Raw genomic sequence first — 17,642 nt, 5'->3', positions numbered from 1 at the left:
AGCCAGCTGACAAAGTTATTTTGGCAGCCGGTTATTATTTACTGGCGATAGGCTTGTTTAATTTGCTTAACAGTACCGGAAAATACCGCCGCCTGAGCTTCATCTTCCATTTGTTCGATTTGCTTTTCCATTTTAAGGATAACGCGTCCAGCATCTGCCTGGCCCATGGCCTGCAGCATCAGCGTAATCATTGATTTCAGGCAGGAGACTTCCAGCGCCAGTTCCTTTGCATTATCAGCAGTGGAAAAATCAGGTGTGCTCAATTTATTTTCCTCGTTACGATGTCGCGCACGTGCGCGACGGACACTGTCAAAGCGGCGGAGTATACCATAATGACGGCAAAAGAAAGCAGTGGTTGTTTTTTGATCACTGTTTTCAGTTTATTAAATTAAACCTGACGGTAATAAGCCATGCTGCTTTTAATTATCGAAGAATATATGTTTAAGCATGGTTTAGAGGCAGTTAATTGTTGTTACATGCGAAGCGTGCTAATAATCATATCTGCAAACACAATTTTTGAGTAACGCTTTGAAAAGCACGACTAAAACTTTTTTGGCGCTGCGCTTGAAAAGCTTGCGAAACTTTCCACGCTCTGTACAACTTAATTTCCAAAAACGCGAACAAAATCGAAAGTTACTGGTTTTTTAACCTTTCACTGTTAGATGAAAAAAAGTTAATATACGATGAATTAGGCTTTTGTCGCGTTATCCCTATTCCGGAGATACTCCATTGATCAACGTACTACTTGTTGATGACCATGAACTGGTGCGCGCAGGGATACGACGCATTCTTGAAGACATTAAGGGCATAAAAGTTATCGGCGAAGTCAACTGTGGGGAAGATGCCATTAAATGGTGTCGGGCCAATACGGTTGATGTCGTCCTGATGGATATGAATATGCCCGGTATCGGCGGCCTCGAAGCGACGCGGAAAATTGCGCGTGGTAGTGCTGATACCAAAGTGATTATGCTTACTGTCCACACTGAAAACCCACTGCCCGCGAAAGTGATGCAGGCGGGAGCAGCAGGATATCTCAGCAAAGGCGCCGCGCCGCAGGAAATGGTGAACGCTATCCGCTCGGTGCAGTCTGGTCAGCGCTATATTGCTTCCGATATTGCTCAGCAAATGGCGCTTAGCCAAATCGAACCCGAAAAAACGGACTCGCCGTTCGACAGTTTGTCTGAACGTGAATTGCAGATTATGCTGATGATCACCAAAGGCCAGAAGGTCAATGAGATCTCAGAACAGCTACATCTGAGCCCAAAAACGGTGAATAGCTACCGCTATCGTATGTTCAGCAAATTGAACATTCATGGCGACGTCGAACTGACGCACCTCGCTATTCGCCACGGGTTGTGCAATGCGGAGACGTTAATAAGTCAGTGACTGAAGTTTTTGATTCGAAAGCATTTCTCAAAACGGTTACCAGTAAACCCGGCGTCTATCGTATGTATGATGCCGGTGGAACTGTTATCTATGTCGGTAAAGCGAAAGACCTGAAAAAGCGGCTTTCCAGCTATTTTCGCAGCAACCTTGCCTCGCGCAAAACGGAAGCGCTGGTTGCACAGATCCAGCAGATTGATGTCACCGTTACCCACACGGAAACCGAAGCGCTGTTGCTTGAGCATAACTACATCAAGCTCTACCAGCCCCGGTATAACGTGCTGCTGCGTGACGATAAATCCTACCCGTTTATTTTTCTTAGCGGTGATACGCATCCTCGTCTTTCCATGCATCGCGGCGCGAAGCATGCGAAAGGGGAGTACTTCGGGCCTTTCCCGAACGGTTATGCCGTGCGCGAGACACTGGCGCTACTGCAGAAAATTTTCCCTGTTCGCCAGTGCGAGAACAGTGTCTATCGCAACCGTTCACGCCCCTGCCTGCAATACCAGATTGGCCGCTGCCTTGGGCCGTGTGTCGCCGGGTTGGTCAGTGAAGAGGAGTATGCGCAGCAGGTTGACTATGTGCGCCTCTTTCTTGCCGGTAAAGATGATCAGGTACTGACTCAGCTTATCGCTCGCATGGAAAAAGCCAGTCAGGCTCTGGAGTTTGAAGAAGCGGCGCGTGTCCGCGACCAGATTCAGGCCGTACGCCGTGTAACTGAAAAACAGTTTGTTTCTAATACTGGCGACGATTTGGACGTTATCGGCGTGGCTTTCGATGCCGGAATGGCATGCGTGCATGTGCTGTTTATCCGTCAGGGAAAAGTGCTTGGCAGTCGCAGCTATTTCCCGAAAGTGCCGGGCGGGACCGAGCTTGGCGAAGTAGTGGAAACCTTTGTTGGTCAGTTCTACTTGCAGGGTAGCCAGATGCGTACCTTGCCAGGTGAAATTTTGCTCGATTTCAACTTGAGCGATAAAACGCTGCTGAGCGACTCGCTTTCCGAACTCGCTGGCCGGCGGGTGAATGTGCAAACCAAACCGCGCGGTGACCGTGCGCGTTACCTTAAGCTGGCGCGTACCAACGCCGCCACAGCGCTGGCAACCAAACTTTCTCAGCAATCAACGGTTCATCAGCGGCTTTCTGCGCTGGCCAGCGTGCTGGAGTTGCCGGAAGTGAAACGCATGGAGTGTTTCGATATCAGCCATACAATGGGTGAACAAACCGTGGCCTCATGCGTCGTGTTTGATGCCAATGGGCCGTTGCGGGCGGAGTATCGACGCTACAACATCAGTGGCATCACGCCGGGTGATGACTACGCGGCGATGAATCAGGTGCTGCGTCGCCGTTACGGTAAAGCGATTGAAGAGAGCAAAATCCCTGATGTGATCCTCATCGATGGCGGGAAAGGGCAGTTAGGGCAGGCGAAAACTGTTTTTGCCGAACTGGATGTGGCGTGGGATAAAAATAAACCTTTGCTGCTGGGGGTGGCGAAAGGGGCCGATCGTAAAGCAGGACTGGAAACGTTGTTCTTCGAACCGGAAGGGGAGGGTTTTAGTCTGCCGCCTGACTCGCCAGCGCTGCACGTTATCCAGCATATTCGCGATGAGTCACACGATCACGCTATCAGCGGACACCGCAAAAAACGCGCGAAGGTGAAAAATACCAGTTCACTGGAAACCATTGAAGGTGTCGGGCCGAAGCGACGTCAGATGTTGTTAAAATATATGGGCGGTTTACAAGGTTTACTCAATGCAAGTATTGATGAAATCTCAAAAGTGCCGGGGATCTCGCAAGGACTGGCAGAAAAGATCTACTACTCGTTGAAACATTAAGGGCTCTGTAGCACCATAGAGCGAATATTTACGGACAACAGACAGTTAACGCCACTATGCGATTTAATATCCCTACGTTGCTCACCCTATTTCGCGTCATCCTGATCCCGTTTTTCGTGCTGGCGTTTTATCTTCCCTTTCCGTGGGCGCCGTTTGTTTGTGCGCTGATTTTCTGTTGTGCTGCGGTAACCGACTGGTTTGACGGTTTTCTGGCGCGTCGCTGGAATCAAAGCACCCGTTTTGGTGCCTTCCTCGATCCTGTTGCTGACAAAGTGCTGGTCGCGATTGCGATGGTGCTGGTCGCAGAACACTATCACAGCTGGTGGGTGACGCTGCCTGCGGCAACGATGATCGCGCGTGAGATCATTATTTCTGCGTTGCGTGAATGGATGGCGGAAATGGGTAAGCGCAGCCGTGTGGCCGTTTCGTGGATTGGTAAAGTCAAAACCACGTCGCAGATGGTCGCGCTGGTGTGGCTCCTCTGGCGTCCGAATATCTGGGTTGAATATGCCGGCATTGCGCTGTTTTTTGTTGCTGCAGTGTTAACGCTGTGGTCAATGCTGCAATACCTCAACGCTGCGCGTGGCGATCTGCTTGAACCGTGATCGTTTCGTCGCAATTTTCAGCAAACGATCCCGGTTTTGAAAAATATCGTTGACTCAGTGCGTCAGGTAAGTAGAATGCAACGCATCGGAAGGCAGCGTAGCTCGCCAGATGATTGTAAAATCAAGAGATTACAACAAATCTTGATAATGCGGGAATAGCTCAGTTGGTAGAGCACGACCTTGCCAAGGTCGGGGTCGCGAGTTCGAGTCTCGTTTCCCGCTCCAGTTTAACGCATCGGCTATATTAGCGGGTGCGGGTTGAAAAACCTGTAGTATTCAGGCGCGTTAGCAAAGCGGTTATGTAGCGGATTGCAAATCCGTCTAGTCCGGTTCGACTCCGGAACGCGCCTCCAATTTCCTTCCCGAGCCCGGATGGTGGAATCGGTAGACACAAGGGATTTAAAATCCCTCGGCGTTCGCGCTGTGCGGGTTCAAGTCCCGCTCCGGGTACCATGGGAAAACAAGAATAAAATCAATGATAAGCAGTGTCGTGAAACCGCCCTTAAAGGCGGTTTTTTTATGCCTGAAATTTGCTGAGTGGCGATGAAATGGCGATGGTGTGGCGGTAACTAAAGCACTTAGTACAGAAAGTCCAAGTTATCATATCAGGTGATATAAAATATATTCCTCTAATCAGACTGACATGATTTGGCAAAATTTAGAGTGTTATAATGAAAAAAGCCCCGTTTTCACGGGGTCTTTTATAATCTCTCATCATTGTAATTCGATTATTGAAGATTCTCTGTGTTCGTCCACAAATCGTATAGTTCACCTTTGAAGTAAACTTTTACTTGTGCGACGCCGCTTGTCCATCCCATTGATACGATTTTATCAACTGGCAAATCTTTCTTCGGGAAAAAACATTCTGTACCCATGATTTCTTTGTAAGAACCTTGATCTTTGTGCTGAATAATGGCTTGTAATTTCTCAAATGCATTTTCAGACGTGCAAGCAGGATAGTCACCTTTAAGGCTTGCTGCTGAGGCAGCGGTACTGATAAATAAAAGGGTTGCTGTGCTTAAAATTTTCTTCATGATTTCCTTGCTTCCATAAAAATATTGAGGCGACAAACATTTTATACCAACAGATCTAATTGACCATTCCCATAATGTGAGGATGGAAATGCATCAATGGGGATGAAATCATCCGGTAATTTCTCGCGCGGGCCGCGCTTCGTTACCAGCTTTTCCACGCTGTTAAGCGTGGTAAATGTGATGCTGCATTCAAAGTTCTGGCACTGATGGTACTGGCGGATCGTCATCTCGCTGAGACGGCGACTGGTGCGTGTGCGAGCGACAGCACCACAAACGGGGCAAACAAACATGATGGCCTCCCATGGCGGGAGTTGAACTCGCTGTTATTATGGCTTTGTTTATTCAGTCTCTGCAATCCATTCCGGTATTTTGGCTTCCAGCTCCAGCCGGGTTTTAAATCCACCCTCATCAATTGAATGTGCAGCACGGGCAATAATCCAGTCCTGAGAATCAATATCGGATTTAAACCCCGCCACGGTTCCATGCATTTCCGGATAGAGATCGGCACGGCCACGCGCCAGGGTTAACGTAAATTCCGCTGCACCCCGTTTGAGCTGTTGCCATTTGGCAGCAGCTGCGCGCTTAGCCGCAGTTTCACTGGCGTACGTTTTGCGTAATACATAGACATTACCGTCTTCACCCTCCAGATAATCCCCGTCTCTGGCGCTGCTGCGCGGTGGTTTTTTCTTCTTCGGCTTGCGGCTTTTGATCGTTACTTTTTTCTTTTTGCCGAATTCCAGATCCAGCCAATACGCTCTTACGCCGGTATAGGCATCACGATCGGCAATACGGAATGAATGGCGGTCACCACTTGAACGGGTGATGGAAAATTCCGGCAGCGGTTTACCACTGGCGCTGACGCCTCCTCCGGGAAGAATAAACAACAGACTGCCATTTTTGATTGTGGCGATGGCGCCGAGCATTTCCGCCATTCTCGTCAGGAAAGACATATCACTTTCCTGCGTCTGGTCGGCGTGATCGATCTCAATGTTGATCAGCTGCTCAGAAATAACCGGCGTCAGTTTATACCGGTGGGCGATGGCGGAAATGACGCGCTCAACCTTAACGTCATGCCAGGACACTTCGCGCTTTGTGTTGAATTCATCCCTGAAATCAGCGCTGCGTGCCGTCAGCTCCAGGCGATCAGGTGGCCCGGAGTGCGACACTTCATCAAGGGTATAAATCCCTTTATAGACCAGCGGCTCGCCACGCCACCCGATGGACACTGACAGTTCCGCCCCTCGCGGCGGCAACTGCAACTGGCCGTCACTGTCAGCAATAATGATCGTCAGTTCGTCGGCTTCAAATCCACGGTTGTCGGTCAGTTCCAGTGAAATAAGCCGGTCATCCAGTATGGTCAGTGCCTTGCCACCCAGCATGATCCGGAACGCCGGAACCGGTGACAGCTCATCCTGAAATGTCTTTGTGCTCTTATCCAGTTGTGCTTTGGTTTTGCTGATTGCGTCTGCTGACAGTGCCATATGAACTCCTCCGGCGCTGATAGTTTCATGCGCGCGCGAAGCAGAAAACTGTCGTTTGTTGTCGCAAACATCAGACACCCGGCAGTGCGTGTCGGGCATGCTTATTTTGTGGAATATAGCCCCGAACTCACAACATGATGGCGGTACAGCATGACCGACAACTTTTTCCACGGGGCGCGTGTTAAGGAGGAAACCGACCTCCAGACAGCGATCAATGACATTGATTCCACAGTCATTGGGCTTGTCGCTGTTGCGGATGACGCCGACCCCGAAACCTTTCCGCTCAACACGCCAGTACTGCTGACGCGTGTTATCACAGCCCTGGGGAGTGCAGGAAAAACAGGCTCCCTCTACAAATCCCTTAAAGCCATTTCCGACCAGGTGAGCACCCGCGTGATTGTGGTGCGCGTTGCGGAGGCGAAGGCAGGGGAGAACGAGCCAACTCAATCCAAGCTCATCATCGGTGGCACGCAGGCTGACGGCAGTTATACCGGGATGTTTTCCCTCCTGACCGCCGAACAGAAAACCGGCTATCGCCCGCGCATTCTCGGTGTTCCGGACTATGACACTCAGGAAGTCACGGCGCAGCTGCGCGTGATCGCGAAGCAGCTACGTGCATTCTCTTACAGCTATTGCGATGGCTGCGAGAATATCGCCGAAGCGAAAGCATACCGCGGACAGTTCGCTGAGCGCGAGGGCATGCTTATCTGGCCCAATTTCATCGCCTATAACTCACAGACCGGCGTGAATGAAGAGTTTCCCGCCGTCGCCTACGCGTTGGGGCTTCGTGCACTGATCGATAATGAACAGGGCTGGCACAAGTCGTTATCCAACGTCGCTGTCAGGAATGTGCTCGGGATTGCCAAAGATGTTTTCTGGGCGCTTCAGGCGGAAGATTCGGACGCTAACGAGCTGAATGCCAATGAGATCACCACGCTTATTAAACGTGACGGATTCCGTTTCTGGGGCAACCGCACCACGGATACGGATGAATACATTTTTGAGGTCTATACCCGCACAGCCCAGATTCTGGCGGACAGCATCGCTGAAGCGCAATTCACGACCGTTGACACGCCACTGACGCCTGCAAACGTCAAAGACGTGGTGAGTGGGATTAACAGCAAGCTTCAGGCGCTGGTCACTGAGGGCAAACTGATTGGTGCATCCTGCTGGTTCGATATCGTTGATAACCCGACGACCGGCATCCGGCAGGGTAAAGCTGTGGTGCGCTACAACTACAGCCCGGTTCCACCGCTGGAAGATCTGACGATGATTCAGACATTCACCGATCAGTATTACGAAGCGGCATTTTCATCCCTCGGAGGTGCGTAAATGGCTATCCCTAAAAAAATTCGTTTGTTCACGCTGTTCGTCAATGGCGTGAACTACATCGGGAAAATCCCCAGCGTGACGTTACCGAAGCTTACCCGCAAAACTGAGGATTTTCAGGGCGCCGGTATGCTCGGGGCGGTTGCCGTGGATCTGGGTATCGATTCCGGCGCGCTGGATGCCTCAATGGTTGTTGGCGGCGTGGTTGAAGAGTTGCTCCTGAAATACGGTGGTGACATTGACGAACTGCGCCTGCGTTTTGCTGGTGAGATTTATAGCGGCGGAACCAGTTCCCTGATGGAAGTGGAAATGCGCGGTCGCATTACTGAGATTGATCCCGGTGATGCAAAGCAGGGTGATGACACTAACCATACCTACGCCATCAAAAACACCTATTACAGGCTGTCGGTTGATGATAAGCCGCTGCTGGAAATTGACCTGCTGAACTTTATCTACAAGCGCAACGGGGAAAATCTCTACCCGGATCGTATTTCTTCCGCGCTTGGCCTGAATAGCTGACTGCTTTCACTTAACCCTTTAACGGTGGCACAGGTTGCCACCCAGGAGATTTACCCATGGCTGTAACACTGACGAAACCCATCAAACGCGGTAACGATGAAATCACCGTGGTGACCATCACCGAGACGATTAAACAGGCTGGTTCACTTCGTGGCCTGCGCCTCGTTGACGTGCTCAATTTCGATTTTGAATCCACCTCAACGCTTCTTTCCCGCGTTACCTCGCCAGCGCTGACCACGGCGGATATTGCCGCAATGGATACGCAGGATTACGTGGCACTTGCCGAAGAGATTACGCCTTTTTTGACGAAAGCGGCGCCATCCGTACCGAACGCGCCGGCGACGGCGAACGAATAAGGGAAGCTCTCTTTAGCAGCGTTGAGGATCTGATTGCCGATATCGCTGTAATTTTCCACTGGCCGCCCTCTGTCATGTATGACATGGAACCGCGCGAACTGATGGCATGGCGGCAGCAAGCCGCCATCCGTAGCGGCAACCATGAGGATGAAGCCCATGGATCTTAATATCCGCGTCGCGTTCAGTGCGATCGATAAACTCACCCGCCCGACCAGTGCCGCCAGCAAAGCTGTTGGCGGCCTTGCCGAATCACTAAAAAAAACACAGGACGCAGTTAAACAGCTCGACAAACAAACGTCAGCGTTTGACAAGCTGCGCGCCCAGGCCAACGACACCGCGCAAAAACTCAGCCGCACGCAACGGGCTTTCGATGGCCTCAACCAGAAACAGCGGGAAGGGGGCCAGCTTACTGAGGCCCAGGCGGCACACCTTGAAACACTGCGCGGAAAAATTTCCCGGCTTAACCAGACCTACAGCCAGCAAACCACCCGGCTACGTGAAGTAACACAGGCTATCCGTCAGCACGGCGTTAACCTGACCGCCGGAAGTGGCGCGGTGCAAAGCGCCCTGCGCAGAACTGAGCAATATACGCAGGCGCTGGAGCGGGAACGCCAGCAACTGGCCGCGATTACAAAGGCTCAGGCTCAATATTCACGGGCAAAAGAAACCGGCGACAAATTACGGGGCGCAGGGACGGTCATGGCCCTCGGTGCTGCCGCTGCGGGCTATGGCGCAGGGCGCTTTTTATCAACCCCGATTGGTTTTGATACTGATATGTCACGCGTGATGGCGCTGACACGGATGGATAAAACAGATCCCCGGTTTAAGGGGTTGCGCGATCAGGCCAAACAGCTTGGCGCAGACACCGCATTTTCCAGCAGTGACGCCGCACAGGGCCAGGCCTTTCTCGCCATGGCCGGATTCACGCCGGAGGCGATCAAGGCAGCGCTTCCCGGCGTGCTGGATACCGCCATCGCAGGCGGGGCGCTGAGTGGCGATATTTCCCTTGGGGAAACAGCGGATATTGGTGCCAGTATCCTCAACCAGTTCCGTCTACAGGCCGGAGATATGGGGCGCGTGGGTGACGTTCTGGCCGGAACATTCACCAGAACGAGCACCAACCTGCGCGATCTCGGCGAAACAATGAAGTACACCGGCCCGGTGGCCGCCAGCCTTGGTATCAGTCTGGAAGAAGCGGCCGGGATGGCGGGCATGCTGGCGAAAGGTGGATTACGTGGCAGCGACGCGGGCACTGCAATGCGCGCATCATTGAGTCGGCTTGCAGCACCGACCGGCGCAGCATCAAAGGCGCTGAAAGAGCTGGGTGTATCTGTCGCCGACAGCACCGGTAAGATGCGGCCCGTTGAAAGTATCCTCGTCGATTTGTACAAGGCGACCAAAAAATATGGCTCCACTGACCAGGTGAGTTTCTTCAAGGATATCGCCGGAGAGGAAGCCTTTGTCGGATTGCAGTCGCTGGTTAAATCCGCCGGCAGTGGTGATCTTCAGAAGCTCATCGCTGAACTGAAAAAAGCACAGGGCGAATCGGCTGGCGTGGCTAAAAAAATGTCGGATAACCTTGGCGGCGATTTATCCAACCTCAGCAGTGCATGGGAGGGACTTCAGACCGAAATATCCGATACGGTGAATGGCCCGCTGCGCAGTCTGATTCAGTGGCTGGATGAGACAATCACGCGTGTGGCCGGGCTGGTCAAGGCAAATCCTGAGCTGGCAAAGACGCTGTTAATCGTTGGGGCTGGCGCGCTGGCATTAACTGCGGCGCTGGGTCGGTATCGATTGTCACAGGCATACTGATTGGCCCGCTGGCAAAGTTGCGGCTGGGCTTTACCCTCCTGACCGGAGGGAAAGGGATAACAGGCACAGTTGCCGCGCTTCGCACGCTGGGAACCGTTGGCGGCCCGGTGTTTGGCAGAATGAGCGGCTGGGGCGCGCTACTCGGTTCATTTTCTAAAAATATCGGTGGCGTAACCGGTCTTTTACCGGCGTTGCGCGGCGGGCTGCTTACAGCATTCCTTTCGCCTGGCGCGGCAGTTGGCTCACTGGTGAAAGGTATTGGCGGTCTGGCATTGCGCCTGACCGGGCTGCCTGCCATCTGGGGCTGATCACCACAGCGGTATCGGCCCTCGGCGGTGTGCTTTCATTTTTGCTCAGTCCGATAGGGTTGATTGGTGCGGCATTTGTGGCTGCCGGGTTGCTGATCTGGCATTTCTGGGAGCCGATTAAAGCTTATTTCCTCGGCTTTTTTAGTGGAGTCTGGCAGGCGCTGGCGCCGCTGCGTGATGCTTTTTCCTCCCTCATCCCTGTGTTTTCAATGATATGGGACGGCATCAAACAGGTATGGGACTGGTTTAAAAAACTGTTGTCGCCGATGCAGGCCAGTAAAGAAACCCTGGATCAGTGCACCAGTGCCGGTGAGACGTTTGGTAAGGTTTTTGGTTTCGCGTTGCAGGCACTCCTGACGCCGCTGACCCTTTTGATGGAGGGGGTAGGGTGGGTTCTGCAAAAGCTGGGGCTGATCCCGGCAGGGCTTGATGAAGCGAAGCGAAAAGCGGAGAGCCTGACACCCAAAGCGCCGGTTATGTACGAGTGGGATCCCCAGCAGAAAAAGATGGTTCCCAAAAGCTGGAACTGGTCTCCCGATGCCCCGGCGAAAACGCCTCCGCCGGTTACCACTCCGCCTGTCATCCCTGAATCCGGAACAGCGCGGCGTCTCAAGGAAATATCAGATAACACCAAAACCACGGCTGATAACACGAAGAAGATCGGCCCCGGCGATATCGTATTCAAAAATCTGCCGCAGGCGCTGGCATTACGTGGCGTGTATCAGGAGGCGCGGGTGATCACTCAGCCTGTACCGGGTGTTGCTGCATCGGCGGCTGGCGGGGTGCTGTCCGTTCCGTCAGCCACACAAGGGGCAGTTACGGCACCGGTTGCTGCATCTTCCGTTGCGCCGGTGTTTCAGATCAATTTCAACGATGTGGGAAGTAAGTCCGTGCCGGAGCTTGAAAAAATGGTGCGCGATGCCGTCCGGGATGCGCTGGCCACCACCAACAGAGCTAACCGTGGTTCGTTCCGCGACCGCGATTAAGGAGCGTTTTTATGATGATGGTCTTCGGAATGTTCGTTTTTATGCTGCGTACCACGCCCTATCAGCAGCTGCGCCACTCGCAGGAATGGCGGCACGTTAAAAATGAAAGGGTTAATCAGTCTGCCAGCTGGCAATACATCGGTGCGGGCGACGATACCGTGACGCTGGAGGGCGTGCTTTACCCGGAAATAACAGGTGGTAATCTGTCCCTTTCTGCACTTGAAACGATTGGCTTTGCCGGTCGGCCCTGGCCGCTGATTGAGGGGGATGGGCGGATTTACGGGATGTATGTACTGACGCGCCTGGAGCGGGGTAAATCTGAGTTTGACCAGTACGGCAATCCCAGAAAAATCGAATTTACCCTCAGTCTTAGCCGTGTTGATGAAGATTTTAGGACCAGGCTGCAAAGCTCATCAATCAGTGATGCCATGAAAGAACTAAAAGCCAGTGCAACCAATGCGTTTAACCGGGTCAGTAGTTCAATCAACACTCTGTTCTAATACCTTTCACGATGCCGTCAAGAAACTGGCGGTATCCCTTTATAAGGGCACTCTTCCGCAGAGCAACATCATTTTTAACTCTGCAGCGATATGGATCCTAAGCATTGTATCGATCAAGTTAATTTTTACCTGATATATTCTGTATGTTTTTTGCGCAAACTGCATATTGTCTACAATTTTTATACATTTTTGGTGAAATATGTATAAATTGCATGTAAATTATGGAGATACATAATGCTCTGAAATCATGTGAGCATAGAAATAACTTCATTTCTTTGAGCAAAAGACCTGAATGTCTATATTTAGTAAAGACTTTTATATGCACAACATGAATGAATTAAATGTAAAAAGTAAAATAATTGAAAGCAGGAAAATCCACTCCATCCAATATCTAAGAGGGATTGCAGCAGTATTAATAGTTCTGTATCACTCAACTGGGCTTATAGGGAACAGCTGGAAAGAATTATTACAAAATGCAAGAATCGGAGTTGATATATTTTTTATAATGAGTGGCTTCATCATATATTTTATTACTAATAATAAAAATGAAATGAAGTTATCAATATTTGCTATAAAACGACTTTTGAGGGTTTTTCCGCTATTTCTATTGGTTTGGTTAATTGTTTCAATATTATGTTACGGTGATAAGAAATTTTCCGATGTGATTGCATCCGCTTTCCTGTTTCATATTGATTATAATGCTGGAGCTCCAGCCTATGGTTTTAATCTAATAGGACCCGCATGGACCTTAACATATGAAATTTACTTCTATATTCTATTCGCACTTTGCGGCACTCTATCCTATAGATTTAGAGGTGTATTATCATCCATGTTGTTAATATCACTGCCAGTAATGCTGCAGTTATATTTCAATAATAGCTTTTCATTGACTTCTTATGCCCATTCAAATTTTCACTTAACAAGCTTATACCAGTCACCATTTAAAGTATTATCATCCACGATGCTTTGGGAGTTTGTTGGCGGAATTATTCTGGCTTACGTTTACACAACAAACAGGGAGAGAATACAAAATTCGCCTAAAACACCAAGGATAATCGTTTCAATAATTCTATTATTGTTTTTTATCTATTCAGTGTTTTTTTATGGAATCATTCCACAGGGAATTACCGGGGTGTTTTATCAAAGTATGGCGATAATAATCTCTGCATTACTCCTGGAGGACATTTTAAATGTCACTGTAAAACCACTAGAATTCCTGGGGGACATATCATATTCAATGTATTTGGTACACTGGGCGATAATAAAAGTGTTTATTACATTTTTCCCCGGCATTTGGAGCGCTAAGCTAGGCTTTACTGGTTTATTCTACTTCGTCGCGTCAACGATTTTTATTTCTTATGTGCTACATAGATTTATAGAAAAACCATTTATTTCCTTGGCAAGAAAAATCACAGTTAGATAATATACACTCTCTTTAAGTTATCTAACTGGTAACCATTAACGAGTTAGTATGTAGAGGCCACGCAAATGCTTCATTGCTGGCCGACTAAACCAGTAACTCAGGCCATGTTATATCTGGTGCGGTGCTGGTATCTATCGCGCTTACCGCATCAATATAATCCAGTACTGCATTAAGCTTGGTTGTTTCTTTAGTGGTTAGTGTGCGTCCTGCTCGAAGCTTAAGCTGGAGTACACTGATATCCTGTAGTGCTGAATTTACCAGTCTGTCTTTTTCATTCTCAGCTGATGTAATTAGGTCCCGCTTTTGCTGTTCTGCTGCAGCATCGGTCAGTATCCAGGTGTTATTCTCATTGTCCCACGAGTGGTAATTATCGGGTTTGGTTTCCGACGCTGTCAGTACGTGATCAATCAGGTAGATATAACATCCACTGTTAACGGCTTTATAGAATTTGTTAGCCTGCTCTTCACTAATACTCACAGCATCAGATGGCAAGGCATCACCAAAATTTAACCCTGCTCCGTAAAAAGCCTGCGTTGTAACTGAAAATTGCATGATGACTCCTTCAGTCAGTAACCAATCACAATCCATTTCACACTGGTATTAGCCAGTGCCGATGTTCCGGGAGAACGTCCATAAACACCAATAGTGCTTAGTGATAATGGAATAATCGCGGCCACTTTTATGGATGAATAAGCCCCGGCCTCACAGCCGACCCCCGCGCAATATTTAGTTGGAAAGGTCGTCGGAAGTGTGACTGTTGATCCGGATGTTGTTGTTGATGTACTACCCCATTGGATGATGAGCTTTTTCTTCTCGCCATTAACCACCATGGGTATGTCGATATGTCCGGCATCGTCAAGAACACCTGTACACACCCCCGCGAGGGCTATATCTCCCAAACCAAGGTATTCGAGAAGAGCCGCGACCGATTTCCCGGATAACGCCGTGAGTGTGTTATCAAGAGGCTGCTTTCCCGCCAGAGCATTAGTCACGGTGGTGGAAAAGTTTGGATTGTTACCCAACGCTGTTGCCAGTTCGGCAAGCGTATCGAGTGTCGCTGGTGCTCCATTAACCAGTGCGGCGATGGCCGCTTTAACAAATGCCGTGGTCGCCAGTTGTGTATCGTTTGCTGTCTGTGCTGCCGTGGGCGCTTTGGGGGTTCCGGTAAAGGTCGGGCTGGCAATCGGCGCATACTGCGTGTGAGGGTTGCTGGCGGCAATATGCTGGCTCAGCAAATTATCTGCATAGGCCTTTACCTCGATCACTTTATTATCGACGTATTGTCGAGTTGCCAGCACCACAGCAGGATCAATCTTCAGCGTGACTGCGGACGTGGATGACACGATCAGCACCATGCGAATGGTTTGCGTGCGTCCGCTACCTTCCTGCAACAGCGGCTTATAGGTTTCCGGGCAGTTAGCCACGGCAACCAGCACGCCGCTGTCGTCATACAGGCCGATTTCACGGATCCAGTATCCGCCCTCGTTTTCCGGTATCACCTGCTCAGCGATAATCTGGCTGCTGTTGTTGGGATCGATCGACAACATATTCAGTGCCGCGATGCGTTTCTGGTTAATCAGCGCAGTCTGGGCCGGGTCAGGCGTTGGCAATACCCCATTGGCATCGCCAACTGCCATCTGCGTGATATTGAGTGTCGTACCGAGCGCCACCGCATTCGCCAGCCGTGCGGCGCCCTGATTGGTCAGAATGGCAAAATATTTTGCTGTCATGCGTTCACTCTCGTGTTCTCTATCAAATGTATGGCCGAAGCCGGGTAGTAATTACCGCCAACGGCGATCTCTTCCGGCAGGTAGGGATAAACCGTCATCGCTGCGCCATCAAACGTGGCGGCGCCAACGTATAATTCACCGGCACTCTGGAGCTGGATCGACAGCCCGATCAGATGCCTGCTCAGAGGCTTCGCATCCTGAATCAGCCGCTCAAGCTCCTGATACGTTTCCTCGGCGATGCCCTGTTCCTGCACGCCGATATCCATCCGGAAAGTGCCCGGCTCTTCGCCGGTCTGCCACCATTCTGTTACCCGAATCAAAAAGCCGAACGGCTCCACAACGCGGCGCAATGCATGGATGGTTCCCTTCTGACGGTGAACCATAAAAGCGGCCCTGATGACGGCGCGCTTTGTCTGTTCCGACCAGTTTTTGTCCCAGCGATCAACTGACAACGCCCAGGCGAGGTAGGGCAGGAATATCACAGGGCACTCATCCGGATCCCAGAGCTTGTGAAGCTCGACGGGGATAGCGTTAATCCTTGCCGTGGCGGTTTCGGTGCGGCGCAAAAACTGACTGGCGGTGGGTGGCAACAGGCTGTTACTCATTGGTACCCCCCTGGCTGATAGTGGCGTTTACACATACAGCTGATTGCGTGTCATCAATCCCGATATCTGCGGCAGGGGTTGTCAGCTCAACGCGCTGTATGGGGATCAATCAGAACACGGTATACGCCTGGAAAAAGCGCGACGAATGGGACGATACGCCGCCCATTCAGCGTGTCACCACGTCCATTGATGCGCGTCTGATTCAGCTGACCGGCAAGGATAAAAAGACCGGCGGTGACTTCAAGGAAATCGACCTGCTGACACGACAGCTTAAAAAGCTGGATAACGGCACTCCGACCACGCAGCCGAAAAAGAAGCTGCGCAAGAAACAAAATACCTTCTCGGAATCGCAGATTGCGGCGCTGCGGGAAAACATTCTTGGCTCGCTGCACTGGCACCAGCGCGGCTGGTTCGACAATCACCACCACCGCAACCGCGCCATACTGAAATCCCGCCAGGTGGGGGCCACCTGGTATTTTGCGCGCGAGGCGTTGCTGCGTGCGCTGTCTGACGATGTGAAATACAAGCATCAGCGCAACCAGATATTCCTTTCCGCCAGTCGCCGTCAGGCCTATCAGTTCCGCAGTTTTATTCGTTCTGCCGCTGAGGAAGTGGACGTTGAACTGAAGGGCGGCGATATGATCCATCTGGCGAACGGCGCAGAGCTGCATTTTCTTGGCACCTCAGCCGCAACAGCGCAGTCATACACCGGCAACCTCTATTTTGATGAGTTTTTCTGGGTGGGGCAGTTTGCCAACCTGAAGAAAGTGGCCGGGGCAATGGCAACCCTGAAAGGGCTGACTCGCACCTATTTTTCCACACCGTCAGCAGAAAGCCACGAAGCCTATCCGTTCTGGAGTGGTGAAGCGTTTAACAAAGGCCGCAGCCATGGCAAACGGATTGAGTTTGACACCAGTTGGAAAACACTCAACAGCGGCCTGATGTGTCCGGACAACATCTGGCGACAAATCGTCACCCTTCAGGATGCCATCGATCACGGGTGGGATCTCACTGACATTGAGGAAATTCAGCAGGAGAACAGCCCGGAGGAGTACGACAACCTGTATGGCTGCGTGTTCATCAAAAATGGCGAAACCGCTTTCGATTACAACCAGTTGCTGAGTTGTGGTGTTGACGGGTTTGACGACTGGCCCGACTGGAAACCGTACGCCATGCGCCCGATGGCAGATCGCGCGGTGTGGATTGGCTATGACCCCAACGGCGCCAGCGGCAAAGGTGACAGCGGAGCAATATCGGTTAACGCGGCGCCGCTGGTTCCCGGCGCCAAGTTTCGTACCATCGGAACCCAGCGCATACGTGGCATGGAATTCGAAGCGCAGGCGCAACTGATCATCAACATGCTGACCCGCTACAACGTTCAGCACATTGGTATCGATGGCAGTGGCATCGGTGAGGCGGTTTATCAGCTCGTGAAGAAGAAATTTCCGGCGGCAGTGTGCTACCAGTTTTCGCCCGCCAGCAAGCGCATGCTGGTACTGAAAATGCTGCAAATGATCCGCGCCGGTCGCTGGGAGTATGACCGGGGAGAATATGACCTGATCACGGCGTTCAGCGCGGTGCGAAAAGTGGTCACACCGGGCGGCGTGATCACCTATGACACTGACCGCGCCCGTGGCGTCAGTCACGGTGATTTAGCCTGGGCGACCATGCTTGCCACTATCAACGAACCGCTGGGCGCTGACGGCGGCAATACCATGACCGTTATGGAGTACTGA

At 51.2% G+C, this 17,642-nt stretch carries 17 protein-coding genes, 3 tRNA genes and 1 pseudogene; 14 read left to right on the top strand and 7 right to left on the bottom strand.

The window, feature by feature from the left end; all coding sequences use genetic code 11:
• Positions 1 to 38: 38 nt before the first annotated feature.
• A complete protein-coding gene (locus ACFX4U_RS05595; RefSeq protein WP_017458341.1) occupies positions 39 to 263 on the bottom strand; it encodes a DUF2594 family protein in 225 nt (74 codons plus the stop codon).
• Positions 264 to 729: 466 nt separating this feature from the next.
• On the opposite strand from ACFX4U_RS05595, the gene uvrY reads away from it, so the two are divergent.
• The 6 genes from uvrY (at position 730) to ACFX4U_RS05565 (ending at position 4,273) form a co-directional block, all read left to right on the top strand.
• Positions 730 to 1,386: a UvrY/SirA/GacA family response regulator transcription factor gene (uvrY, locus tag ACFX4U_RS05590; protein ID WP_017458339.1), complete on the top strand. Its 657-nt coding sequence runs from the start codon at positions 730 to 732 to the stop codon at positions 1,384 to 1,386.
• A complete protein-coding gene (gene uvrC / locus ACFX4U_RS05585; protein WP_305735697.1) occupies positions 1,383 to 3,215 on the top strand; it encodes an excinuclease ABC subunit UvrC in 1,833 nt (610 codons plus the stop codon). Before uvrY ends, uvrC begins: the two co-directional genes overlap by 4 nt.
• Before the next feature lie 56 nt (positions 3,216 to 3,271).
• Positions 3,272 to 3,820, top strand: a complete 549-nt coding sequence (pgsA, locus tag ACFX4U_RS05580) for a CDP-diacylglycerol--glycerol-3-phosphate 3-phosphatidyltransferase (protein ID WP_017458337.1) — start codon at positions 3,272 to 3,274, stop codon at positions 3,818 to 3,820.
• Positions 3,821 to 3,969: 149 nt separating this feature from the next.
• A tRNA-Gly gene (locus ACFX4U_RS05575) sits at positions 3,970 to 4,045 on the top strand.
• A 54-nt stretch (positions 4,046 to 4,099) separates the two neighbouring features.
• Positions 4,100 to 4,173: transfer RNA gene (locus tag ACFX4U_RS05570), tRNA-Cys, on the top strand.
• Positions 4,174 to 4,186: 13 nt separating this feature from the next.
• A tRNA-Leu gene (locus tag ACFX4U_RS05565) sits at positions 4,187 to 4,273 on the top strand.
• A 275-nt stretch (positions 4,274 to 4,548) separates the two neighbouring features.
• Here ACFX4U_RS05565 and ACFX4U_RS05560 read toward each other — a convergent pair.
• Genes ACFX4U_RS05560 through ACFX4U_RS05550 form a run of 3 tightly spaced genes read right to left on the bottom strand, consistent with a single transcriptional unit; the run spans position 4,549 to position 6,335 of the window.
• Complete coding sequence (locus ACFX4U_RS05560; RefSeq protein WP_313509572.1) at positions 4,549 to 4,854, bottom strand: hypothetical protein; 306 nt, start codon at positions 4,852 to 4,854, stop codon at positions 4,549 to 4,551.
• Positions 4,855 to 4,895: 41 nt separating this feature from the next.
• Positions 4,896 to 5,144: an ogr/Delta-like zinc finger family protein gene (locus tag ACFX4U_RS05555; RefSeq protein WP_313509575.1), complete on the bottom strand. Its 249-nt coding sequence runs from the start codon at positions 5,142 to 5,144 to the stop codon at positions 4,896 to 4,898.
• A 48-nt stretch (positions 5,145 to 5,192) separates the two neighbouring features.
• Complete coding sequence (locus ACFX4U_RS05550) at positions 5,193 to 6,335, bottom strand: phage late control D family protein (protein WP_313509610.1); 1,143 nt, start codon at positions 6,333 to 6,335, stop codon at positions 5,193 to 5,195.
• A 150-nt stretch (positions 6,336 to 6,485) separates the two neighbouring features.
• Here ACFX4U_RS05550 and ACFX4U_RS05545 point away from each other — a divergent pair, with 150 nt between their 5' ends.
• The 7 genes and pseudogenes from ACFX4U_RS05545 (at position 6,486) to ACFX4U_RS05515 (ending at position 13,571) form a co-directional block, all read left to right on the top strand.
• Positions 6,486 to 7,667: a phage tail sheath subtilisin-like domain-containing protein gene (locus ACFX4U_RS05545; protein WP_313509577.1), complete on the top strand. Its 1,182-nt coding sequence runs from the start codon at positions 6,486 to 6,488 to the stop codon at positions 7,665 to 7,667.
• Positions 7,668 to 8,183 carry a phage major tail tube protein gene (locus ACFX4U_RS05540; protein WP_208657755.1) on the top strand — a complete coding sequence of 172 codons (516 nt, stop codon included), beginning with the start codon at positions 7,668 to 7,670 and terminating at the stop codon, positions 8,181 to 8,183. It begins immediately after the preceding gene.
• Positions 8,184 to 8,239: 56 nt separating this feature from the next.
• Entirely contained in the window at positions 8,240 to 8,539 is a 300-nt protein-coding gene (locus tag ACFX4U_RS05535; RefSeq protein ID WP_313509585.1) for a phage tail assembly protein, read from the top strand.
• Entirely contained in the window at positions 8,503 to 8,706 is a 204-nt protein-coding gene (locus ACFX4U_RS05530; protein ID WP_380220873.1) for a GpE family phage tail protein, read from the top strand. The genes ACFX4U_RS05535 and ACFX4U_RS05530 overlap by 37 nt, the downstream gene beginning before the upstream one ends.
• Positions 8,696 to 11,648 (top strand): annotated as a pseudogene (locus ACFX4U_RS05525) (phage tail tape measure protein). Before ACFX4U_RS05530 ends, ACFX4U_RS05525 begins: the two are co-directional and overlap by 11 nt.
• An 11-nt stretch (positions 11,649 to 11,659) precedes the next feature.
• Positions 11,660 to 12,148 (top strand): phage tail protein, encoded by a 489-nt coding sequence (locus ACFX4U_RS05520; protein WP_313509587.1) that lies wholly within the window; start codon positions 11,660 to 11,662, stop codon positions 12,146 to 12,148.
• Positions 12,149 to 12,467: 319 nt separating this feature from the next.
• Positions 12,468 to 13,571, top strand: coding sequence for an acyltransferase (locus tag ACFX4U_RS05515; protein WP_313509589.1), 1,104 nt, complete (start codon positions 12,468 to 12,470; stop codon positions 13,569 to 13,571).
• Positions 13,572 to 13,655: 84 nt separating this feature from the next.
• Here ACFX4U_RS05515 and ACFX4U_RS05510 read toward each other — a convergent pair whose 3' ends face one another.
• From ACFX4U_RS05510 to ACFX4U_RS05500, 3 genes are read right to left on the bottom strand one after another with little or no spacing between them, the layout of a single operon-like run.
• On the bottom strand, positions 13,656 to 14,123 hold the full coding sequence (locus ACFX4U_RS05510) for a tail fiber assembly protein (RefSeq protein WP_380218596.1): 468 nt from the start codon (positions 14,121 to 14,123) through the stop codon (positions 13,656 to 13,658).
• A gap of 14 nt (positions 14,124 to 14,137) precedes the next feature.
• Positions 14,138 to 15,301 carry a phage tail protein gene (locus ACFX4U_RS05505; RefSeq protein WP_349350536.1) on the bottom strand — a complete coding sequence of 388 codons (1,164 nt, stop codon included), beginning with the start codon at positions 15,299 to 15,301 and terminating at the stop codon, positions 14,138 to 14,140.
• Positions 15,298 to 15,906 carry a phage tail protein I gene (locus tag ACFX4U_RS05500; protein ID WP_349350537.1) on the bottom strand — a complete coding sequence of 203 codons (609 nt, stop codon included), beginning with the start codon at positions 15,904 to 15,906 and terminating at the stop codon, positions 15,298 to 15,300. The genes ACFX4U_RS05505 and ACFX4U_RS05500 overlap by 4 nt, the downstream gene beginning before the upstream one ends.
• 98 nt (positions 15,907 to 16,004) lie before the next feature.
• Between ACFX4U_RS05500 and ACFX4U_RS05495 the strand changes: the two genes are divergently transcribed.
• Positions 16,005 to 17,642: a terminase large subunit domain-containing protein gene (locus tag ACFX4U_RS05495; RefSeq protein WP_349350538.1), complete on the top strand. Its 1,638-nt coding sequence runs from the start codon at positions 16,005 to 16,007 to the stop codon at positions 17,640 to 17,642.

The sequence above is a fragment of the Kosakonia sp. YIM B13588 genome, from assembly GCF_042788165.1.
Taxonomy (GTDB): Bacteria; Pseudomonadota; Gammaproteobacteria; order Enterobacterales; family Enterobacteriaceae; genus Kosakonia; species Kosakonia sacchari.
This window is presented reverse-complemented; position numbering and strand designations above follow the sequence as displayed.